This window comes from Plantibacter cousiniae (nom. nud.) (genome assembly GCF_977070315.1).
In genome coordinates this window covers 499,704-521,400 of sequence record NZ_CDRVEU010000002.1, presented here as the reverse complement: position 1 = coordinate 521,400, position 21,697 = coordinate 499,704, and the positions used below count along the sequence as shown (strand labels likewise).

Sequence of the window (21,697 nt, the reverse complement as noted above, 5' to 3'; positions counted from 1 at the left end):
GCAGGGTTGCGGCTTCTGTTCCGGTCACGATGCGGGTTCCGCGTAGCATGGTCATGGGGGATGATCTCCAGTTTTTTCAGGCAATAAAAAAGGCGCCGTGGGCGCCTTGGTCGGTTTCACTGATGAGTCAGAATGTGGATCTATATCTGGCCAATCGATGAGCACAAGCAACCGCAGCACCTTGAAGCGGGCTGTGGTGGTGATGTCGGTTGCTTTGGGGAAATTGATTCATGGCTGATCCTTGCAGGCTTTGACGCATCGCTCAAGTCGCGGTGTTGACGGACACGGTTTATCTGAGCCGCGCCATGCTCAAGGCATCGACGAACAGGCCATCGCGCACCGCGTAGTTGCGCAGCCGACCTTCTGTTTCGAAACCGAATTTGCGATACAGACCCTGGGCCGCTTCGTTGTCGACATACACGGTCAGTTCCACCCGGTGCAGGTTCATCCAGTTGTCTGCGATGTCCAGTGCGGTTGCCAGCAACTTCGAGCCGACGCCTTTGCTCTGCCAGGCCGATGCGACGCCCATGCCGATAGCGCCGACATGGCTTTGCCGACTGCGCGAATACTGCTCCAGGCCAATGCTGCCAATCACCTCGTTGCCATGGAGCGCGACCAGTTTCACGTGTCGCTCGGTACTGGCAGCCAGGCGTTTGCGCCATACTTCGATGGACTGATAAGGCATCTGCAGTACCTGACGGCACACCGCAGGCTCGTTATAGAGTGCAGTGACACCTTCGAGGTGAATGTCGGCCATGCGCTGGATGAGGATTTGCGGGGCAGGGGCGTGCACGTTGATTCTTTCCTTGAATTGCATATCAGGCGTTCGTTCGAGGCACTTTGGCAGCGGATCATGCTGGCCGCAACGGGTAAAATTGAGATCGGCGCCACCGCGACTCAAAAAGTAATGTATTTAAAACAGCCGAATTGAATGAGTGCCAGCGACACCGCCATTCTGTTCGCACTCATCAAACAAGGAATGAACCTGCCAATGACGGAGCAAAAAATTTACGGTGTTGAAGGCGAAAGCGAGGACTTTCGTGTCGCGGTTGCCAGTGCGCAGCGCACCTTCAGATTCTTCTGGCGCGAGATGTCCTGGGAGCGTCGCCGAATTGTGAAAGCGCTGGACCTGGCTGCGGTAAAGGTGTCCTTCACGACTGACTCAGCCGATCCCGACAGCCCATCGGTTGAGAACATGTGGGTCACGGATATCGATTTCGACGGCCTGACCCTCTCGGGCATTCTCATGAATGAGCCTCTGTGGGTGAGTTCGATCAATGTCGGGGACCCTGTGTCGGTTTCCCTGGAGCGCTTGAATGACTGGGTATATGTGTTTGGCGGTCGCGTATTCGGCGGTTTCACTATTGATGCCCTGCGGTCGGGCATGTCTGCGGCCGAGCGCGTCGAGCATGACCAGGCGTGGGGGTTGGACTTTGGTGAGGCAGGGACCGTTATGCTTGTTCCGGCAGCAGAGGGCAAGTCACCGGTCTGCTTCTCGCGCGCACTGGACTGTGCAGCGGATAAACGTGCCTTGAACGAGCTGGAGCGGCTTGAGCATCCGATGGGACTGAACGCACAGGGTGCTGTGGAAGAGGGCCTTCGGGATGATCCGGGTCTGGCCACTGACTACGACGACTCGGGCTGGCAAATGATCCATCGCGAAACCCTCGCCGGTAATTGCAATTTCGTCGCTACGCTTCTGTACATGGGGGCAGATTCTGCGGCGACCAACAGCAACGGCCATGACGTACTGACGCTTGCGCGTATTGCAGGATGGCCGAGAACCATCGAGCTGTTGGAGGGGGATCGGTCGAACCTTGAAAAGCACGTACAGCGTCGCGGTTTTCCAGCCTGGCCCATTGGGCTGACGATGTCCGTCATCGGTGTGGTCGGCCTTTATTTTGCTGCCTTGAGTCAGTCGGCAGGTTCTCTGATTGTCAGAAACGATAGCCTTCTCAGCACTGGGCTTTTCATTGCCCTTGTCTGGTTCCTTGGCCAGGGTCTTATTCTCTGTACAGGTCCCTGGTATTTTCGACTCCGGGAGCGCACGCCGATATGGGGCAAGGCCAGAGCGCTGGATTTGCTGGCCATGCTTATCGGAGTATTGCTCGCTTTCTTCCTGCACGATCACTTGGGTAATTACCTGCATCCCCTTTAAAACGTCCCGCGCCAAAACAGGCTATTGCTTCCATTTCTTCATAAGTGTACCGTAGTGTTCACTTATGAAGAGGGTCGCACCATGTTAGCCACTTCGCTCGTTCAGCTGTCACAGGAGCCCATCAAGCCAGGTATCGGCGCGCGTATTTTCAACGGCAAGCAGGAACTGCTATCGGGTCGATTCGCTGGGGAGATCCGGGAGCTGCTGGAGCAGCGAGGGGTGTTGGTGTTCCCGCAGATTCATTTCTCCGATGCAGAGCAAATTGCCTTTACCCGCACGCTGGGTACGTTCTGTCCTGAACCCGGCGATGGGCAGAACATCACCCGGATCAGCCTGGATGTGAAAGAGAACCCGGCAGGTGCGGAGTTTCTAAAGGGCTCGCTCTACTGGCACATCGACGGTACGAGCAGTGATTCACCCATTCTGGCATCGTTGCTGTCTTGCAAGGTGCCCGCCACGTGGGGAGGCAACACGGGGTTCTGTAACACTTACGCGGCGTACGAGGGGTTATCCAGCGCTGATAAACATCGTTACGAAAGCTTACGAGTAATTCACGCGCCATGGGCATCGTTACTCTATTACAATCCGGAGCCTGGCCTTGCGATGCTCGAGGCCATGCAGGCTATCGGCGAGAAGGAGTTGCCGCTGGTCTGGAAGCACCGATCCGGGCGCAAGTCGCTGATTCTGGGCTGCACTGCGCAGCAGGTCGTTGGCGTCGGCCTGGCGCAAAGTGCGCGGATTCTGGTCGGCCTTCGCGAATGGGCCACGTCCGAGGCGTTCAGTTACAGCCATGTATGGCAGGTCGGTGACCTGGTGATATGGGACAACACCGGCACCATGCATCGGGCGGAAGCCTATGACCCTGAGTGCGGGCGAATGATGCACCGTACCAAGTTGCAGGGCGAAGAGCCCTTCGCCTGATGCGCCGACCGCGAGAGCAGGGCGCCGCCCTGGCTTTTATACTGAGTAGCTCATTGTGAGCCACATCGTTTTGCCGGAATTGGAGAAACGAGAATGTGCAGACCTAAAGAACCCATTGCGGGTATTTTTCTGTTGTTGGTCCTGGCCGCAGGTGGTTGGGCGGCTCAGGAGCCGTTTCCCCATTTCGGGATTGATCTGCCTGCCGAAGCCTTGCTGGACGGCGATCACCCGGTCACACCTGTGCCGCCCCGATATCGCCTGCAACTCGACGAAGGCCAGTTCAGCAGCGCCTTGTTAGAGTCCGTGCCCCTGTATGCGCTGGCAGAGCAGCCTGGCAGCCCGTGAGTCGACAGTGCTGCTTCAGTGCGCAGGCCCGGGTCAACTGCCTTCGTTGATGTTGGCGAAGAAAATGCACCCGATCAAGCGGGCGAACAGGGTCAGGGTTTCCGACAGATCGGGGTCGTCAAACAGCGTCGGGCTGGAGTCCAGCGCGCACAACGCGCCATACAGTTGTCCGTCGGGAAGGTAGATTGGCACTCCGGCATAGCTCTCGATGGCGTAGCGTTTCACCACCGGCAGGTTCGCGTACCGGCCGTTCGTGCTTATCTGTGGCACGAACAGCGCTTCGGGGTTGACGCAAAACTCGTTGCAGAGCGTGGTTTCGAGTTTGAACACGTCGCCGTCGTCGATACCCAGGTCTGTCGGGTCATAGACAGAGCAGGCGATCCAGTCGGCATCGGTAAACTTGGCAATACCGGCGAAGCGCATGCCTGTCAGGCGGGTAACAAGTCGCAGCACATTGGTCGTGGCCTCGATCTCGGCAATTGCAGAGCGCTCCTCGATGGTCAATAAGCTGCTTTTTGAGGCGATCAATTCCAGACTCATGCACTTCTCCAGAATACCCAAATGTGCGTAAAGGCCCATGCTAACTGACTCGGATGGAAATGCCATCGGGGTGAACCACGCCCCAAGGGATTTATTTTCAAGCGAAATATTGACGCCAGTTTTAAAGTTTTAATCCGCGCTGCCGACATTTGTGAATTGTATAGATAGATGGCAAGGACAGGCCTCTTGCATTCCACTGATGACCAACAAAAGAGCGACTCCCTGTGATAAATACTCTGAGCAATATTTCGGTAAGGTCCAAGCTCGTGCTCGGGTTTGCTTTGGTCATCGTACTGACGGTGCTGATTGCGCTGACAGGCTGGACAGGCATTACTTCACTGAGTGAACGAAGCGAGCGAATTTCCGATATCGGCAAGCTGGGGGCGCTCACGCGAGATGTCCGCATAGCCCGATTGGCCTATTCGGTCAATTATGACGCCGAGCGCGCCAGCAACTGGCTGAAAGCACTCGAAAGTCTCGAAAATCATGTGAAGTACGCGCAGCAGGTGTTCGACTCGCCGTTGAATACACCGCTGGTCAATACTGCCGCAGATGCCTTGAAGGATTACCGCATCCACTACGACAACCTCATGCAGGCAACCGCTGCCCGTGAGGCGACCCGTTCGGTATTTGGCCAGTACGCCGATGCAGGCGCTGACGATTTGCAAAAACTGAACGCTATTGCCCGATCCGATGATGGTACTCCCGCGCAGCGCGATGCCATCGTGCAGGCGATGACGCTGTTCCAGAAAATGCGCTTCGACTTGCGTGGCTACACCTATTCGCTGAAATCGGAAAACCGTGCTCCAGCGGAAACATCGATGAACACGGTTATCGAGTTTGTCAGAAATCTGCAAGGTTTCGAGGGTCAGTCGGCGACCATCAAGCACCTTGTGGACTCTATGCTGAGCTACCAGAACACCTTGAATCAGTTCACCGCGGCGCAGGCCAGGATTGAGCAGGCTCAGGCAGGTATCACTAAAGACATCGGCATCCTGTTTGAATGCGCTGACAAACTGTCCGAGAATCAGGTCAACCTGAGAGTGGAAGATGTGAGCCAGGCCAAGATGCTGCTCTCTGTCTGGCTGATTGCAGCGTTGATCATGAGCGCCCTGGCAGCATGGGTTATTACCAACCTTATCGTAGGCCCGCTGCGTGAAACACTGAAACTGGCCGAACGTGTTGCTGACGGTGATCTGACGAACAACCAACTGGTTACCCGCAAGGATGAATTGGGTCAGTTGCAGGGCAGCATGATGCGCATGACCGGCAACCTGCGCGAGCTGATTGGTGGCCTGCGCGATGGCGTGACACAAATCGCCAGTGCCGCCGAGCAGTTGTCGGCCGTCACCGAGCAGACCAGCGCCGGCGTCAACAGTCAGAAGAACGAAACCGATCAGGTCGCCACTGCGATGCACGAAATGTCTGCGACCGTTCAGGAAGTCGCACGCAACGCAGAGCAGGCGTCACATGCTGCGGTCAACGCCTCCAAAGAAGCTCGCGAAGGCGACGGCGTGGTTTCCAAGGCTGTAGCGCAGATCGAGAAGCTCGCGACCGAAGTTACTCACTCCAAGTCCGCGATGGACGAGCTCAAGAACGAAAGCAACAAGATTGGTGGCGTACTCGATGTCATCAAGGCCGTTGCCGAGCAGACCAATCTGCTGGCCCTCAACGCTGCCATCGAAGCGGCGCGTGCGGGCGAAGCAGGCCGGGGTTTCGCGGTGGTGGCTGACGAAGTGAGAAGTCTGGCCCAGCGCACGCAGACGTCGACCGAAGAGATCGCGGCATTGATCAGCGGCCTGCATACCCGCACGGCGCAGGTAGCAACCATCCTCGACAACAGCCAGGCGCTGACTGCAAACAGTGTCGAGCTGACGCGCAACGCGGGTGTTTCCATCAATAACATGACTCAGGCGATCTCGACGATCGAGACGATGAACCATCAGATCGCCGCAGCCGCCGAAGAGCAGAGCGCCGTTGCCGAAGAGATCAATCGCAGTGTTCTGAATGTGCGAGACATCTCCGAGCAGACGGCTTCTGCGAGTGAAGAGACCGCTGCATCGAGCGTAGAGCTCGCTCGCCTGGGCGTGCATCTGCAAAGCCTGGTCAGTCGATTCCGGGTCTGACGTTCATTCCCGGTAAACCCCGGCGCGCACCATAAAGGCTGCGCGCCGGAGTCGACCCGGTGACCCTCCGGCGGTAACTTCTTACCGTCCCCAGAGCCCCGTCGCATACTCCACAAAGCTTCTCAGCTTGGGCAATCGATAACGGTCCTGCACATACAGCAGGGTCGTCGGTCGTCTGGGCAAATGATAGTCGGGGAACAGTGCAATCAGCCGGCCCTCCTGCAGGTCTCGCTGCACCAGCGCATCCGGAAGCATCACTACCCCCAGGCCTGCCCGAGCCGCCTGATAAAGAGCGGCGGAAGTGTTGGCAATCATCGAACCGCTCACGTCCACCAGCACTTCGCCTTCGGCGCCGGTCATACGCCACTGCGTACCGGCCGTGCGCCATTCGTCTCCCGCCGGATAGGCGAACGCCAGGCAGTTATGCCCGCGAAGTTCCGCTGGATGGATCGGCGTGCCGTTGCGGGCCAGATAGTCCGGCGCGGCGCAGATGGTCAAGGTGTAGTCCTGCAAGGCGCGCGCGATCAGTGGCGAAGATTCTGGAATGTTGCCCAGGCGAATGGCGACGTCAAATCCATTGTCGATCATGTCCAGACGCTGATTGGTCAGCACCAGATCGAGCTTGACCTCGGGAAAGCGCCGCGAGAATTCGACGAGCGCAGGTGCCAGCACCTCCGAGCCGAATGTCAGCGGCGCGGTGATGCGCAGTGTACCCGTGGGATCCCCCTGGGCCTGCTCGGCCAGTTGCTCGGACTGGGCCACCAACCCCAGTACTTCCAGACAACGCTCGTAATACGCGGTACCGAATTCCGTCAGACGCTGGCGACGTGTGGTGCGCTGTAACAGGCTGACGCCCAGGCGCTCCTCCAGTGCGCGCAGGTGATTGCCCACCATGGTGGTGGAAATCGAACACGCTTGCGCAGCCGCCGTCAGGCTGCCTGCCTCGACCACTTTCACGTACACCCGCATTGCCAGAAACAAATCCATTATCAATCTCAGCTTTAAAATGATTGAAGTATTTCGCTGTTTATCCATTTGAGGTGGTTAACGATACTGCAAAAACCGAAACATACCCAAGGAGCTTCACCTCATGACCGCCACCTGCCTGATGAGCACTTACCAACCTCTGGCCCTGAGTTTCACCCATGGTCTGGGCACACGTCTGTGGGACCGGAGCGGGCGCGAATACCTCGACGCCGTGGCGGGCGTGGCAGTGACCAATGTGGGGCACTCGCATCCGCTGCTGGTCGAGGCGATTCGTGATCAGGCGGGGCTGCTGTTGCACACGTCCAATCTGTACACCGTCGACTGGCAGCAGCGCCTGGCGCAGAAACTGACGGCCCTGTCGGGGCTGGACGCAGTGTTTTTCAACAATTCGGGTGCCGAGGCCAACGAGACTGCGCTCAAGCTGGCGCGCCTGCATGGCTGGCACAAGTACATCGAACGGCCTCTGGTCGTGGTCATGGAAAACGCCTTTCACGGCCGCACTCTGGGCACATTGTCGGCCAGTGACGGGCCGGCTGTGCGTCTGGGTTTCAGCACCTTGCCGGGCGATTACATCAAGGTGCCATTTGGCGATCTGGCGGCGTTCGACAAGATTTGCGCGACCTATGGGCACCGGATCTGCGCCGTGCTGGTCGAGCCGATCCAGGGCGAGGGCGGCGCGCAGATGGCCCCGGCCGGGTATCTCAAGGCCTTGAGGGAGCGGTGCACGCGGCGTGACTGGCTGTTGATGCTCGACGAAATCCAGACCGGCATGGGCCGTACCGGCAAGTGGTTTGCCTTTCAGCATGAGGGCATCGTTCCAGACGTCATGACCCTGGCCAAGGGGCTCGGCAACGGCATACCGATCGGTGCCTGCCTGGCGCGGGGCAGGGCGGCGCAACTGTTCACGCCCGGCAGCCACGGCAGTACCTTCGGCGGCAATCCGCTGGCCTGCCGGGTCGGCTGCACGGTGATCGATATCATCGAACAACAGGCGCTGGTGGAAAACGCCGCACTGCAAGGCCGGCAATTGCTGGACGGGCTGCGCAATGCGCTAGGAGCTCACCCGAACGTGCTGGACGTTCGTGGCCAGGGTTTGATGATCGGTATCGAATTGCGCCAGGCCATACCTGAACTGACACGCATTGCAGCCGAGGAACATGGCATGCTGATCAATGTCACTCGGGGCAAAATCGTTCGCCTGTTGCCGCCCTTGGTGCTGGACGCCGCTGAAGTGGCGCAGATCGTCCAACGCCTGACGGCAAGCCTGGACAGCGCCTGTGATCGGTCGTTTGCACGCTCTGCCTGACGCAACGGATTAAGGAAAAGGATTACATCGGGCTGTACCGGGATGACCCATATGCGGTAGAACAGACCAGCATCGTGTCGGTCTGTACGCGATGGCTACCCAATGGATTTGAAAGGAGCCCACCATGTTAATCCGGTCCCTGACCCTCGCCACCCTGCTTGTCGCTGCCGGTACAGCGCTTGCTGCCGACAGCGACGGCCCTTTGGCACAGGAGCGCGGCAAGTCGCGTCCCTTGATCATCATCGCACCCAGCCAGGCTGATCCGGCGCTGGGTCACCTCAAGGACGCGCTGAAGGAACCTGCCAATCATAAAGATTTCACGGAACGCAATATGGTGCTGTTCACGGTGGTGAATACTATCGGCGAACGTGACGGCAAAAGCATGGACCCGCAGTCGACCATGGCCTTGATTCGTGAATTGAAGCTGGGCGCAGGCGTCGGTACCAAGGTCATTCTGGTGGGCAAGGACGGCGAGAAAAAGATCGATAAAACTATCGGGAAGTCAGAATCCATAGACCTCAAAGAGATCTTTGCCACCATCGACCAGATGCCGATGCGCGAGCAGGAAGCCGTGGCGCCTGCTCCAGAGCCGCCAGCCAAGCCCGCGCCTGTCGAAAAACCGGGCAAACCGGTCAAGGGCGGGGCGCCCGGCAAGACGCTGGACGACTGAGTGAACGGCGTAGCGCGCGGCAATCGCGCGCTGCGCCTGACGCGCTGCTCAGGTCATTCGCCGCGAATGTACTGCTCGAGCTGCTTGATAAGACTCGCCTGTTCTGCAATGGCTTCCTTCACCAGGTCACCGATGGACAGCAGGCCCAGCAACTGCCCGCCTTCAACGACTGGCAGGTGGCGCAGGTGGCTGTCGGTCATGATGCCCATGCACGCCTCGACGCTGCGCTGCGAGTCGACAGTAATCACTTTGCTGCTCATGATGTCCCTCACTGGTGTACCCACCGACGAGCGCCCCTTGAGGACCACCTTGCGCGCGTAGTCGCGCTCACTGATGACGCCCACCACTTCGTTGCCCTCGACCACCGGCAGCGCACCGATGTTCTTTTCAGCCATTAACCTGAGTGCGTCGAGCACCATCTGATCCGGGCCAATGGTATGCACTTGCTGGTTCTGCAGGTCTTTCAATTTCAGTAGCTGGGCGACAGTTTTCATGGGGCTCTCCGCGATCGGGACCTGGCTGGCTGTAGTGCATTGCCGGAACCACTACAGAATCATCCAGCGCGCAGCATCGAGCAAGCAGTAAATAAAGATCACGGGAATAGGAGGAATCAATTATCCACGCCCTCAATGTGCCGCTAATTCGCCTGCCAGACGCGCCTTTAGCTTCATAGCCAAGTAGAATCAATTGTTTCACCGGGCGGTCGAGGTAACAGCGTTGGATGTACAGCAAGGCTTTATCCTGAGTCGGCACTGGCAAGACACGCCCGCCGGGACCGAGGTCGACTTTTGGTTGGCCACCGATCAGGGTCCGCGCCATATCCGTCTGCCTTGCCAGCCTTCTGTCGCCTTTATTCCTGCCGAGCAGGGTGAGCGCGCCCGATCGTTATTGCGCACCGAACGTGGCGTAGAGCTGCGCCCGCTGGAACTCTGTGATTTCCGTCATCGCCCGGTGCTGGGTGTGTATTGTCAGCAGCACCGCCAGTTGATGAACATCGAAAAGCTGCTGCGCAGAGGCAACGTGGACGTCTACGAAGCGGACATTCGCCCGCCCGAGCGCTACCTGATGGAGCGCTTTATCACTGCGCCTGTGCAGTTTGGCGGCACGCTGGATGCCGATGGCGTGCTTTGTGACGCGCAGATCAGGCCATCGCCCGATTACCGTCCCAACCTGAAACTGGTCTCACTGGATATCGAAACCACTGCACGCGGCGAGCTGTATTCGATTGCACTGGAGGGCTGTGGGCAACGCCAGGTCTACATGCTGGGGCCGGCCAATGGTGGCGACGAGGCGCTGGATTTTCAGCTCGACTATTGCGATACCCGCGTGCAGTTGCTGGAACGCCTCAACGACTGGCTGGCGCTGCACGACCCTGACGCGATTATCGGCTGGAATGTCATCCAGTTCGATTTGCGCGTGCTGCACGAGCATGCCCAGCGCCTGCAAGTGCCGTTAAGGCTTGGACGTGGCGGTGAAGCGATGGGCTGGCGTGAGCATGGCAGCCGCAACAACCATTTTTTTGCCGAGGTGAGCGGGCGGCTGATTATCGACGGCATCGAGGCATTGCGCTCGGCGACCTGGAGTTTTCCGTCATTCAGTCTTGAATACGTCGCGCAGACCCTGCTGGGCGAGGGCAAGGCCATCGACACGCCTTATCAGCGCATGGATGAAATCAACCGCATGTTCGCCGAGGACAAGCCGGCGCTGGCGCGTTACAACATCAAGGACTGCGAACTGGTCACGCGCATCTTTGCCAAGACGCAACTGCTGACCTTTCTGCTTGAGCGCGCCACGGTCACCGGTCTGCCTGCCGACCGCAGCGGCGGTTCGGTTGCCGCTTTCTGCCATTTGTATATCCCGCTGATGCATCGTCAGGGTTTCGTTGCGCCCAACCTGGGCGAGCGACTGCCGGAGGCCAGCCCTGGCGGTTTTGTCATGGATTCCCAGCCAGGGCTGTACGAGTCGGTGCTGGTGCTGGACTACAAAAGCCTTTACCCGTCGATCATTCGTACCTTTCTGATTGATCCGGTGGGCTTGATCGAAGGCCTGCGGCATCCGGCGGACAGCAAGTCGGTGCCAGGCTTTCGCGGTGCGCGCTTTTCACGCACACGTCACAGCCTGCCAGCCATCGTCGAGCGCGTGTGGCAAGGTCGGGAAGCCGCCAAGCGCGAGCAGAACGCGCCCTTGTCCCAGGCGCTGAAAATCATCATGAATGCCTTCTACGGTGTGTTGGGTTCGAGCGGCTGCCGCTTTTTCGATCCGCGCCTGGCTTCATCGATCACCCTGCGCGGGCATGAAATCATGCTCAAGACCCGCGACCTCATTCAGGCGCAGGGCTACACCGTGATCTATGGCGATACCGACTCGACCTTTGTCTGGCTGGGCCGCCCTCACGGACAGGAGGAGGCGGCAAGCATCGGCAAGGCGCTGGTGCAGCAGGTCAACCAGTGGTGGCGCGAGCACTTGCACGCCGAGTACGGTTTGCACAGCGCCCTTGAGCTGCAATACGAAACGCATTTTCGGCGCTTCCTGATGCCCACCGTGCGCGGTGCGGAAGAGGGCAGCAAGAAGCGCTATGCCGGTCTGGTGACCCGCGCTGACGGGTCCGAAGAGATGGTCTACAAGGGCCTCGAAACCGTACGCACCGACTGGTCGCCACTGGCTCAGCAGTTTCAGCAGGAACTGTACCTGCGGATCTTCAAGCGTCAGCCGTATCAGGATTACGTGCGTGACTATGTGCAGCGCACCCTGTCAGGCGAGCTGGATGACCTGTTGATCTACCGCAAGCGCCTGCGTCGCAAGCTCGATGACTACCAGCGTAATGTGCCGCCCCATGTACGCGCCGCGCGGCTGGCCGACGAATACAACGACCAGCAGGGGCGACCGCGTCAGTATCAAAGTGGCGGCTGGATCAGCTACGTAATGACCACCGCCGGGCCGGAGCCGCTGGAAATTCGCCACGCCCCGATCGACTACGATCACTACGTGACTCGTCAGTTGCAACCGCTGGCAGATGCCATCCTGCCGTTCGTTGACGACGATTTCAGCACCCTGATCGGTGGGCAGTTGGGGCTGTTTTAACGCGAAACCAGCTGCTCGGCGAGCCACGGTAATACCTGCTCGCAGGACGCCTGGATTTTCATTTCAAGCAATTCGTCGGCCCGGGTCTTGCCATGGTTGATGGCGATGACCGGCTTGCCCTGTTCGGCCATCGCCTTGCACAGGCGGAATGCCGACCAGGCCATCAGTGACGTGCCGACCACCAGCAGACCTTCAGCCTCTTCGACACTCTGCATTGCTTTGGCAGCGGTCTGCGCGGCGACGTTTTCACCGAAGAACACGACGTCCGGCTTGAGCCTGTCGCCTTCACAGTGCGGGCAGAGAGGCACCTTGAAGCTGGACTCGAAAGCCGGGTCGAGCAGGGTGTCGCCGTCCGGCGCCTGTGTCGCGTGGACGCCGATCAGATAAGGGTTTTGCTCCAGCATCTGCTCTTGAATGGTTGCCCGGTCGCTGCGCTGCTGGCAATCCAGGCACAGCACCCGGTGCAGGCTGCCGTGCAGTTCGATGACGTCCCGGCTTCCGGCCTGCGTGTGCAGTGCATCGACATTCTGGGTGATCAGTCCTGTGATAGCGTTTTCAGCCTGCAGAGCAGCCAGACCTCGATGCGCGGCATTGGCCTGTGCCGCGCGGATCCGCGGCCAGCCGAGCATCGCGCGTGCCCAGTAGCGCTGGCGCGCTGCGGGGTTGCCGAGAAATTCCTGATACATCATCGGCTGCTTGCCGCGCCGCACGCCGTCCTTGTCGCGGTAGTCCGGTATGCCGGATGCGGTGCTGATGCCTGCGCCGGTCACCACCAGAAACGGTTTGTCGGCCATCGCCTGGCATAGCGTGTCGAGCAGATGTCGGGTTGGGCTGTCGAGCATGTTTGAACCTCGGGTGGCTCTTGCGACTGGTCACCTTATCATCTGGGGTGCAGGCCACGTCGCGGCTGCCACAGCTGTGAGCCGCCGACGCAGAGGTTGGTTCAATCGCTGGTTTCTGGAAGAAGGCCCGGCGGCGGACCGCTACGCCGAGTGCTCCGCTTGGGCATGGCTTTCCGGACGCTCTGCGTCCGATCCTGAGGATGCCTTTGCCTCTCGCTCTCAATCCTTCAGCGCAATTTTCTTGCCGCGTCTGGCGGCGATGTCGCTGGCCTGGCCGTCACGCTGCTTGCCGGTGCGAGCCTGGGTGATGAGGGCCGGAATCAGCGGGCCTTCCGGCAGGTTTTTCCAGAAGCGCGAAGGGAAGTGGCCTTCCATGACCTTGGGGTTCAGGCGCGCAGGGTTGAAGATGTGGCTGTAGTAGGTCAGCCACAGTTCACCATGCGGATCTTCCACCTGCCTGGCCATGGTCTGCCAGGCAGGCGGGCAACGTCGCTCATGAATCAATTGCTGGCCGTCGTAATACACGCCGTCCTGAGGCGTGGCGATCATCCAGCGGTGCTGACCCATGCGGCCGATGAAATGCTCGCTGGCACTGAGCAGAATATCGTGGGCCGGTTCGTGCCAGGCCACGTACTGCGGGCGCATCAGGGCTTCGTCGTCAGCCACGGACGGCAGCGCGACAAATCGCAGGAACGCATGCAGATGATGGGCCTCGCGCCTTACCGATTTCAGGCGACGATGCAATTCACTGCCGAGCTTGTCGCCGGCCATCATCGCTGTGCGGTCGCCGTGAGTCACGCGCCACAGCACTTCGTACAGCAGGCTCCAGCGCTGATCGCCCCGGTAACGCGACGCGCTTTCCAGCAACTGCACCAGCTCCAGCGGAACCCTTGCCTGAAAAGGCCCGGCCTCTCTGGGATACTCTTCTTCGCTGCCGAACAGGTCGGCGGCATCCGGCGACTTCCAGCTGACCTGGCTGGGATCGATTTCATGGCTCAACAGCCAGCGAGCCTGTTGCCGCCAGGTATCGAACAGGTCGTCGCAGTCGAGGCAGATCATCCCCACAGCCCCATTTGCTGAGGCTGAGGCCGGTCGCGCAACTGGTGATGCAGGAACTCGCTGGTGGTTTCCGCATGCGGCGGATGGTAATCACTGGTAATGATGAACGGCTTGGCCTTTGCCAGTATGCAGCGCATGCGGGTCAGGTCTTCATAGCGGATGCGACGCTGTCTGCGCAACTCGACCAGCCGCTGCGTAGTGCGGATGCCAATACCCGGCACCCTGGCGATCAGTGCCGGGTCGGCCTGGTTCAGGTCCAGCGGAAATACTTGCCGGTTGCCCAGCGCCCAGGCCAGTTTGGGGTCAATGTCCAGCGCCAGATCACCGGGACCGTCGAGCAGTTCACCGGCAGTGAAGCCATATCCGCGCAGCAGAAAATCAGCCTGATACAGGCGATGCTCGCGCATCAGCGGCGGTGCCGCCAGGGGAACGCTGTTGGGGCTGTTGGGTATCGGGCTGAACGCAGAGTAGTAGACCCGGCGCAGCTTGAAGTTGCTGTACAGCGACTGCGCGCTGTGCAGGATGGTGCTGTCGTCGGTGGCATCGGCACCGACAATCATCTGCGTGCTCTGCCCGGCAGGCGCAAAGCGCGGCGAGCGAGGCTCGTTGCGCACCGTCTGCTCGCCGGTGTAGATCGTCTGCATGGCTTGCTTGATTGAGGCGACGTCTTTTTCCGGGGCGAGGGTCTGCAGGCTCAGGTCGGTCGGCAGTTCGATGTTGACGCTGAGACGGTCGGCATAGCGGCCGGCCTTTTCGATCAGCGCCGGATCGGCGTCAGGGATGGTTTTGAGGTGGATGTAGCCGCGAAACTCATGTACCTCGCGCAACAGCCGGGCAACTTCGACCAGTTGCTCCATGGTGTAGTCCGCAGAGCGAATGATCCCGGAACTCAAAAACAGCCCGCTCACGCAATTGCGGCGATAGAAGTCCAGCGTCAGGGTGACCACTTCTTCGGGACTGAAGCGCGCACGTGGCACATCGCTGGAGCGGCGGTTGACGCAGTACTGGCAGTCGTAAAGACAGAAGTTGGTCAGCAGGATTTTCAACAGCGACACGCAACGCCCATCTGGCGTGTAGCTGTGGCAGATGCCCATGCCATTGGTAGAGCCGAGCCCGGCCTTGTCCTGCGAGCTGCGCTTGGGTGCTCCACTGCTGGCGCACGACGCATCGTACTTGGCGGCGTCTGCCAGAATGCTGAGCTTGTCGATAAGCTGCATGAAGTGTCCCTTGACTGTTTGTATATACAGTATAGGGGCGCACGCGGTGTCACAAGTACCGCACGGCGGAGTTCTGCGAGGCGATGCCGGATCGGATTCACGCAGGCTTTGATCTGCATGAGTGGAAAGCAAGGTGCCAGCATGAATGTTATTTAATAACACATACGTGTTTGGTATGTAATACTGTAACAAATAGTTGCAGGTTACTTTTACTTGAAAAATTCTTCTGACGCTTCGACAGCAAGCGCTTCGATAGCAGGCTCCGTGATGGCCCAGTCGGCCTGGAAGCGGGTCCTGTTTTCCCTGGCGATACTGATATTGCTCTGGCTGGCGATTGGCTGGTCGGTGGCAGTTCCATGAGTGCTGCCATCGCTCTGGAAAACCTCACCGTGGCGTACGAGCGCCGCCCTGCAGTGCACCACATCAGCGGGCGCTTCGAAGCAGGTAGTCTGACGGCTATTGTCGGGCCCAACGGCGCGGGTAAATCGACGCTGATCAAAGCCATCGCCGGCACCATGAAGCCTGCTCAGGGACGCGTCGATCGGGGGCGTCTGGCAACCCGCACGATTGGCTATCTGCCGCAGGCTGCGGAAATCGATCGCAGCTTTCCGTTGAGCGTCGCCGATACGGTGTCGATGGGCGCCTGGCACAGCATCGGCCCGTTTCGCAGTCTGACTCGCAATCATGCGCGTCTGACCGGCGAGGCGCTGATGACCGTCGGCCTCGAGGGGTTTGAAGGGCGTAGCGTTGGCTCGCTGTCGTCGGGTCAGTTTCAGCGGGTGCTGTTCGCCCGACTGTTGTTGCAGGACGCCTCGGTGATCCTCCTGGATGAACCGTTCACCGCCATCGACGCGCGCACCACGCGTGATCTATTACAGCTGGTTCGCGCCTGGCACGGGCAGGGGCGTACGGTGATTGCCGTACTGCACGATATCGAACAGGTTCGTCAGCACTTTCCGCAAACCTTGCTGATGGCTCGCGAAGCCATCGCCTGGGGCGAGACAGCCCAGGTGCTCAGCGTTGCCAACCTGCGCAAGGCGCGCAACATGGCCGAGTACTGGAGCCCGGATGCCTTGCTGTGTGATGCCGAGGACGACGACGCATGATGCTCTATAGCCTGGTGGTCGAGCCTTTTATCGAATTCGGTTTCATGCGCCGTGCACTGGTGGCGTGTCTGGCACTGGGCATCGGCTCGGGGCCGGTCGGCGTGCTGTTGATGTTGCGGCGCATGAGCCTGGTGGGCGATGCGATGAGCCATGCGGTGCTGCCGGGCGCAGCGGTGGGCTTTATGGTCGCCGGGCTGTCGTTGCCGGCAATGGGCTTCGGCGGCCTGATCGCCGGGCTGGCAGTGGCTTTGCTGTCCGGTCTGGTGAGTCGACTGACCTCGCTACGCGAAGACGCCAGCTTTGCCAGCTTCTATCTGACCTCGCTGGCCGCCGGGGTGCTGATTGTCTCGCTGCACGGTTCCAGCGTTGATCTGCTGCATGTGCTGTTCGGCACCATTCTGGCCATCGATGACACCGCTATTTACATGGTCGGCAGCATTGCCTCCTTCACCCTGATTCTGCTGGCAATCATCTATCGCCCACTGGTACTGGAGTGCTTCGATCCGGGCTTTCTGCGTGCGGTCGGCGGGCGCGGCTCGCTGTACCACGTTCTGTTTCTGCTGCTGGTGGTGCTCAACCTGGTCGCAGGCTTTCAGGCGCTGGGCACCTTGATGGCCGTGGGCATGATGATGCTGCCGGCAACCGCGGCACGTTTCTGGACCCACTCGCTGAGTGGCCTGATGGTGATTTCGACGCTGCTGGCGACCTTGTCCGGGCTGATCGGGCTGATCGTTTCCTACCACCTTGGCGTCGCCTCGGGGCCGGCCATCGTGCTGACGGCCAGTGCGTTCTACGGCATCTCCCTGTTGTTCGGACGCACGGGCATCGTGCGTCGGCTGTTCCCCAAACCTCACCTGGCTCACTGAAAAAGGTACGTCATGAAACGATTGATGATGTTGAGTTCCCTGGCTGCACTGGCGCTGTCGGCATTCGCCAGCCTGGCCCAGGCCAAACCGCTGGAAGCCGTTGCCTCGTTCACAGTCATTGCCGATATGGTCAGTACGGTCGGCGGTGACCGTGTGCACGTCAAATCGCTGATCGGTCCGAACGGCGATCCACACGTTTACGAGCCTACACCGAGTGACGCCCAGGCGCTGAAAAATGCCGATCTTGTATTTGTCAGCGGCCTGCATCTTGAGGGCTGGATGGATCGTCTCATCAAGGCTTCAGGTTACAAGGGGCAGCCGGTGGTACTGTCCGAGGGCATCAAGACCCGCAGCATGGATGAGGACGGCAAGCGCATTGTCGACCCGCATGCCTGGAACAGCGCGGCCAATGGCGTGATTTATGTGCGCAATATCATCGCAGCGCTGAAGAAAGCCGATCCGGAAGGGGCCAGCGTGTATCAGGCCAATGGTGATCGCTACATCGTTGAGTTGCAGCAGCTGGATAGCTATGCACGTGATCAGATCCGTTCGATTCCGGCTGCCAGACGCAAGATCCTCACCTCTCATGACGCGTTCGGCTACTTCGGCGATGCCTACGGGGTGAACTTCCTGTCGCCGCTGGGCTTGTCTACCGAATCTGAGGCGTCGGCCGCCGATGTTTCGAAACTGATCCGTCAGATCAAGACCGAACATGTCAGTGCCTACTTCTTCGAAAACTCCAGCGACCCGCGTCTGGTCAAGCAGATAGCCGAAGCCAGTGGCGCTCAACCAGGGGGTGAACTGTACGTGGAATCCCTGTCGCCAGCCGACGGCCCGGCGTCAACCTACGCGAAGATGTTCCGTTACAACGTCGATACCCTGACTGCGGCAATGAAGCGCAATCAGTGAGCCTGAACTGCCCGGCGCCCTGATTGCAGGCGCCGGGCAGCTCAACGCTTCAGTCGTTGAGGAATTTGAACACAGTGGTCTGGGTGTACGCCTTGCCAGGATCCAGTCGGGTGCTGGGGAATTTCGGCTGGTTGGGCGCATCGGGGTAATGCTGCGTTTCCAGGGTAAAGGCGCCCCAGTGCGGGTAGACCTTGCCAGCCTTGCCGTGAATGCTGCCATCCAGGAAGTTACCGGTGTACAGCTGCACGCCGGGCTCTGTGGTGAACAGCTGCAGTCGGCGGCCTGATTGCGGGTCGCTGACCTCGGCGGCCAGTTTCTTCACGTCACCCTTGGTGTCGAGCACCCAGTTGAAATCAAACCCGCCTTGCTTGGGTTCGGCGTATTTCAACTGTTGATGATCATCCTTGATGTGTTTGCCGAACGCGGTGGGCTTGAGGAAGTCCATGGGCGTGCCGGCGACAGCAGGCAGTTCTCCGGTCGGGATCAGCTTTTGGTTGACCGGGGTGTAGTGCGAGGCGTGGAGGGTGGCGACCTGTTTGAGCACATCACCACTGCCCGCGCCGGCCAGATTGAAATAACTATGGTTGGTCAGGTTCAGCACCGTCGGTTTGTCGGTGGTAGCGCGGTAGTCGATCTTCAGCTCGTTTTTTTCATTCAGGCTGTAGGTCACTTCAGTCAGCAGGGCTCCTGGAAAACCCATCTCGCCGTCCGGCGACAGGTAGGTCAGCTTCACGCCAACCGAATCACCGGTCCTGGTTTCTTCTGCCTTCCACAAGCGCTTGTCAAAACCCTGCGTGCCGCCGTGCAGCGCGTTGGTCTTGTCGTTGAGCGGGACCTGATAGGTTTTGCCATCCAGACTGAATTTGCCGCCTGCCAGGCGGTTGCCGAAGCGGCCGATGGTCGCGCCGAAATAAACCGTACCGTTGTTCTGATAGCCCTGAACATCGTCGAAACCCAGGACGATGTCTTCGACCTTTCCGGCCTTGTCAGGTACCAGCAGCGATTGCAGCGTCGCGCCGTAGGTGATGATGCTGGCCTGCACGCCGTGACTGTTGCGCAGGGTGTATTTTTCGACGGCAGAGCCGTCGGGCAGTTGGCCGAACGCGCTGTGTTCGCTGGAGAGTGCGGCGGCCTGTGCGGTCAGGGTGCTGATCATCAAGGACAGTCCAAGGGTGCTGAGGAGCGCATGTTTTTTCATCTGATCTGCCTGCTTTTATTGTTATTGGTAAGACTATTTGATCGGATTCAAGCCGATGCATGGATGTATAGCCTATAAAATGAAGCTTGAAAAATAAATTGTAATACTATTTAGTAGTGCCATCGTCGCTGAAGGCTTGTGACTCACCTTAGCCGATCTGCCGTTTTTTTTGCCATGCAGCCTGAAATCCGTGCAACGGGTCAGCGCAGGCAGAGGTTGGACAAGACAGCGACACAAACATCCAAAAGTGCCTTTACAACAATAACAAAGGACATTTTTCATGAACTGGCTGCCCGTTTCCGAGCACCGTTTCAAGCTGGCCGAAGGCTCCTTCTGGGATGCCGAGGAGCAGGCTTTGTACTGGGTCGACATTTCCGGGTTCCTGGCGTGTCGGCTGGTCGCCGGGCAGATCCGCCAATGGCGCATGCCGGAGCCGGTTTCTACATTTATTCCGACCGAGCAGGGTGATGCACTGGTGACACTGGCCAGCGGCGTTTATCGCCTGGACCTGGACTCCGACAAGACTTCTTTAGTGCCGTTCTGCGTGGCAGACCCCACACCTGGCAATCGCGCCAACGAAGCGCGGTGCGATGCGCGCGGCCACCTTTGGCTTGGCAGCATGCAGAACAACATCGATGCCGAGGGCGGCGACGTGCCTCTGGTGCGTCGTTCAGGCGGGTTGTTCCGCGTTGAACCTGATGCTCGCGTGACCCGTTTGCTGGACGGGCAGGGCATCGTCAACACCCTGTTGTGGAATGACGAGGGTAGCGTGCTGTACAGCGCCGATACGCTGGACGACGTCATTTATCACTATCCGGTGCTCGCAGACGGTGCTTTGGGGCCACGCAAGGTATGGGCTGCAAAACACGATCGAGGCTCACCCGACGGCTCGGCGATGGATGCCGAAGGGTATGTCTGGAATGCGCGCTGGGGTGGCAATTGCCTGATCCGTTTTGCCCCGGATGGCAGTGTTGACCGGGTTGTGGAGCTGCCGGTCAGCCATCCCACCAGTTGTGTATTCGGCGGTCCTGACCTGGAAACGTTGTACGTCACCAGTGCCGCACCTGCCGATGCACAGGGTCGTTTCGATGGCGCGCTGCTGATGGCGCAGGTCGGCGTCAAGGGCACGCCGTGTCAGCGTTTCGCCGGTTGATAAGCGTATCGCGCCGCCGTCTTTTTTGACGGCAGCGTGATGGTAGATGCAAGGGTGACATTCGGTTACATAGCGGTCACCCGTTATATGGTATGACTATTTGACCGGTTTCGGACGCATTCGCGTTCTCGACCGCCACCTCGCTGAACGTTGTAGCTATTCAATAAAAATAAGGAGCTAGCTATGTTGAGTCGTCACGGGATTCGTTCCCTGTGCTGTGTCGCCGTCACTACCGCCATTCTGGGCATGAGTGGCATCACCTCCGCTGCCGAAGAAGTCAAAATCGGCTTTCTGGTCAAGCAGGCTGAAGAACCGTGGTTCCAGGCCGAATGGGCGGGTGCCGAAAAAGCTGGCAAGGAGCATGGCTTTACCGTCATCAAGATTGCCGTGCCAGATGGTGAAAAGACCCTGACCGCTATCGATAACCTCGCCGCCAACGGTGCCAAGGGCTTCGTGATCTGCCCGCCTGACGTGTCGCTCGGCCCTGCGATTGTGGCCAAGGCCAAAGCGCTGGGATTGAAAGTCATGGCCGTGGATGATCGCTTTGTCGACGCCAAGGGTAACTTCATGGAGGACGTGCCTTACCTGGGCATGGCTGCCTTTGAAGTAGGCCAGAAGCAGGGCGTCGAAATGGCCAAGGAAGCGAAAAGTCGCAAGTGGGACGAGGATGGCTGGAAAGGCACCTACGCGATCATCAACACTTATAACGAGCTGGATACCGGCAAGAAACGCACGGATGGTTCGGTGAAGTCACTTGAGGAAGCCGGCCTGCCGAAGGACCATATTGTCTTCACCGCACAGAAAACCCTCGATGTGCCAGGCAGCATGGACGCCACCAACTCGGCGCTGCCAAAACTTCCAGGCGATGCCAAAAGGCTGATCATCGGCGGTATGAACGACAACACCGTATTGGGTGGGGTACGTGCGACTTCTACCAATGGCTTTGAAGCGGATAACGTGATCGGGATCGGTATCAACGGCACCGATGCGATCGACGAACTCAAGAAGAAAAAAAGCGGCTTCTTTGGCTCTATGTTGCCGAACCCTGGCAAAGAGGGTTACGACACCGCGTTGCATGTTTACGAGTGGACCACCAAGGGCACAGAACCACCCAAGTACACCGCTCTGGACGACGTGACACTGATCAAGCGCACCAACTTCCAGGAAATACTGACCGAGCGTGGTCTGTGGAAGTGAGCTGAACGAGGGGCCT

At 59.2% G+C, this 21,697-nt stretch carries 21 protein-coding genes; 13 read left to right on the top strand and 8 right to left on the bottom strand.

Annotation, left to right across the window (positions count from 1 at the left end):
- Positions 1-132: 132 nt before the first annotated feature.
- Positions 133-279 carry a hypothetical protein gene (locus tag ACW55A_RS05915; protein WP_498810669.1) on the top strand — a complete coding sequence of 49 codons (147 nt, stop codon included), beginning with the start codon at positions 133-135 and terminating at the stop codon, positions 277-279.
- A gap of 10 nt (positions 280-289) precedes the next feature.
- On the opposite strand, the gene ACW55A_RS05910 is transcribed toward ACW55A_RS05915, so the two are convergent.
- Positions 290-817, bottom strand: coding sequence for a GNAT family N-acetyltransferase (locus ACW55A_RS05910; protein ID WP_003369121.1), 528 nt, complete (start codon positions 815-817; stop codon positions 290-292).
- Between the two features lie 114 nt (positions 818-931).
- Between ACW55A_RS05910 and ACW55A_RS05905 the strand changes: the two genes are divergently transcribed.
- The 3 genes from ACW55A_RS05905 to ACW55A_RS05895 all read left to right on the top strand — a co-directional run bounded on the left by ACW55A_RS05905 (position 932) and on the right by ACW55A_RS05895 (position 3,424).
- Positions 932-2,158: a YegJ family protein gene (locus ACW55A_RS05905; RefSeq protein ID WP_498810670.1), complete on the top strand. Its 1,227-nt coding sequence runs from the start codon at positions 932-934 to the stop codon at positions 2,156-2,158.
- An 81-nt stretch (positions 2,159-2,239) separates the two neighbouring features.
- The gene (locus tag ACW55A_RS05900; protein ID WP_054081535.1) at positions 2,240-3,079 is read left to right on the top strand and encodes a TauD/TfdA dioxygenase family protein; all 840 of its coding nucleotides are present in this window, start codon (positions 2,240-2,242) and stop codon (positions 3,077-3,079) included.
- Positions 3,080-3,172: 93 nt separating this feature from the next.
- Complete coding sequence (locus ACW55A_RS05895) at positions 3,173-3,424, top strand: hypothetical protein (protein ID WP_455809046.1); 252 nt, start codon at positions 3,173-3,175, stop codon at positions 3,422-3,424.
- Between the two features lie 33 nt (positions 3,425-3,457).
- Here the strand turns inward: ACW55A_RS05895 and ACW55A_RS05890 are convergent, their stop codons facing one another.
- Positions 3,458-3,964 (bottom strand): GAF domain-containing protein, encoded by a 507-nt coding sequence (locus ACW55A_RS05890; RefSeq protein ID WP_003434258.1) that lies wholly within the window; start codon positions 3,962-3,964, stop codon positions 3,458-3,460.
- A 224-nt stretch (positions 3,965-4,188) separates the two neighbouring features.
- Here ACW55A_RS05890 and ACW55A_RS05885 point away from each other — a divergent pair, with 224 nt between their 5' ends.
- The gene (locus tag ACW55A_RS05885; RefSeq protein ID WP_044309585.1) at positions 4,189-6,090 is read left to right on the top strand and encodes a HAMP domain-containing methyl-accepting chemotaxis protein; all 1,902 of its coding nucleotides are present in this window, start codon (positions 4,189-4,191) and stop codon (positions 6,088-6,090) included.
- An 81-nt stretch (positions 6,091-6,171) separates the two neighbouring features.
- Here ACW55A_RS05885 and ACW55A_RS05880 read toward each other — a convergent pair whose 3' ends face one another.
- Positions 6,172-7,077: a LysR family transcriptional regulator gene (locus ACW55A_RS05880; RefSeq protein WP_455809045.1), complete on the bottom strand. Its 906-nt coding sequence runs from the start codon at positions 7,075-7,077 to the stop codon at positions 6,172-6,174.
- Between the two features lie 103 nt (positions 7,078-7,180).
- On the opposite strand from ACW55A_RS05880, the gene ACW55A_RS05875 reads away from it, so the two are divergent.
- Both ACW55A_RS05875 and ACW55A_RS05870 read left to right on the top strand, forming a co-directional pair.
- The gene (locus ACW55A_RS05875) at positions 7,181-8,383 is read left to right on the top strand and encodes an aspartate aminotransferase family protein (protein ID WP_187809701.1); all 1,203 of its coding nucleotides are present in this window, start codon (positions 7,181-7,183) and stop codon (positions 8,381-8,383) included.
- Positions 8,384-8,507: 124 nt separating this feature from the next.
- Complete coding sequence (locus tag ACW55A_RS05870) at positions 8,508-9,053, top strand: DUF4174 domain-containing protein (RefSeq protein ID WP_003434251.1); 546 nt, start codon at positions 8,508-8,510, stop codon at positions 9,051-9,053.
- A gap of 53 nt (positions 9,054-9,106) precedes the next feature.
- Here the strand turns inward: ACW55A_RS05870 and ACW55A_RS05865 are convergent, their stop codons facing one another.
- Positions 9,107-9,547 carry a CBS domain-containing protein gene (locus ACW55A_RS05865; protein WP_003369137.1) on the bottom strand — a complete coding sequence of 147 codons (441 nt, stop codon included), beginning with the start codon at positions 9,545-9,547 and terminating at the stop codon, positions 9,107-9,109.
- A gap of 223 nt (positions 9,548-9,770) precedes the next feature.
- Here ACW55A_RS05865 and ACW55A_RS05860 point away from each other — a divergent pair, with 223 nt between their 5' ends.
- Positions 9,771-12,134 (top strand): DNA polymerase II, encoded by a 2,364-nt coding sequence (locus tag ACW55A_RS05860; RefSeq protein WP_455809044.1) that lies wholly within the window; start codon positions 9,771-9,773, stop codon positions 12,132-12,134.
- Here ACW55A_RS05860 and ACW55A_RS05855 read toward each other — a convergent pair.
- The 3 genes from ACW55A_RS05855 to ACW55A_RS05845 all read right to left on the bottom strand — a co-directional run bounded on the left by ACW55A_RS05855 (position 12,131) and on the right by ACW55A_RS05845 (position 15,252).
- Positions 12,131-12,976: an NAD-dependent protein deacetylase gene (locus ACW55A_RS05855; RefSeq protein ID WP_003434245.1), complete on the bottom strand. Its 846-nt coding sequence runs from the start codon at positions 12,974-12,976 to the stop codon at positions 12,131-12,133. The genes ACW55A_RS05860 and ACW55A_RS05855 overlap by 4 nt on opposite strands.
- Before the next feature lie 219 nt (positions 12,977-13,195).
- Positions 13,196-14,035, bottom strand: coding sequence for a TIGR03915 family putative DNA repair protein (locus ACW55A_RS05850; protein WP_003369140.1), 840 nt, complete (start codon positions 14,033-14,035; stop codon positions 13,196-13,198).
- Entirely contained in the window at positions 14,032-15,252 is a 1,221-nt protein-coding gene (locus ACW55A_RS05845; RefSeq protein ID WP_498810671.1) for a putative DNA modification/repair radical SAM protein, read from the bottom strand. The genes ACW55A_RS05850 and ACW55A_RS05845 overlap by 4 nt, the downstream gene beginning before the upstream one ends.
- A 356-nt stretch (positions 15,253-15,608) precedes the next feature.
- Between ACW55A_RS05845 and aztA the strand changes: the two genes are divergently transcribed.
- Genes aztA through ACW55A_RS05830 form a run of 3 tightly spaced genes read left to right on the top strand, consistent with a single transcriptional unit; the run spans position 15,609 to position 18,133 of the window.
- Positions 15,609-16,358 (top strand): zinc ABC transporter ATP-binding protein AztA, encoded by a 750-nt coding sequence (gene aztA, locus ACW55A_RS05840; RefSeq protein WP_003369147.1) that lies wholly within the window; start codon positions 15,609-15,611, stop codon positions 16,356-16,358.
- The gene (locus ACW55A_RS05835) at positions 16,355-17,224 is read left to right on the top strand and encodes a metal ABC transporter permease (protein WP_003410031.1); all 870 of its coding nucleotides are present in this window, start codon (positions 16,355-16,357) and stop codon (positions 17,222-17,224) included. The genes aztA and ACW55A_RS05835 overlap by 4 nt, the downstream gene beginning before the upstream one ends.
- Positions 17,225-17,248: 24 nt before the next feature.
- A complete protein-coding gene (locus ACW55A_RS05830; RefSeq protein ID WP_499140259.1) occupies positions 17,249-18,133 on the top strand; it encodes a metal ABC transporter substrate-binding protein in 885 nt (294 codons plus the stop codon).
- Between the two features lie 49 nt (positions 18,134-18,182).
- Here the strand turns inward: ACW55A_RS05830 and ACW55A_RS05825 are convergent, their stop codons facing one another.
- Positions 18,183-19,289 carry an aldose epimerase family protein gene (locus tag ACW55A_RS05825; RefSeq protein ID WP_498810672.1) on the bottom strand — a complete coding sequence of 369 codons (1,107 nt, stop codon included), beginning with the start codon at positions 19,287-19,289 and terminating at the stop codon, positions 18,183-18,185.
- Between the two features lie 322 nt (positions 19,290-19,611).
- On the opposite strand from ACW55A_RS05825, the gene ACW55A_RS05820 reads away from it, so the two are divergent.
- Both ACW55A_RS05820 and ACW55A_RS05815 read left to right on the top strand, forming a co-directional pair.
- The gene (locus ACW55A_RS05820; RefSeq protein WP_498810673.1) at positions 19,612-20,484 is read left to right on the top strand and encodes an SMP-30/gluconolactonase/LRE family protein; all 873 of its coding nucleotides are present in this window, start codon (positions 19,612-19,614) and stop codon (positions 20,482-20,484) included.
- Between the two features lie 183 nt (positions 20,485-20,667).
- The gene (locus tag ACW55A_RS05815; RefSeq protein WP_003434236.1) at positions 20,668-21,681 is read left to right on the top strand and encodes a substrate-binding domain-containing protein; all 1,014 of its coding nucleotides are present in this window, start codon (positions 20,668-20,670) and stop codon (positions 21,679-21,681) included.
- Positions 21,682-21,697 lie beyond the last annotated feature (16 nt).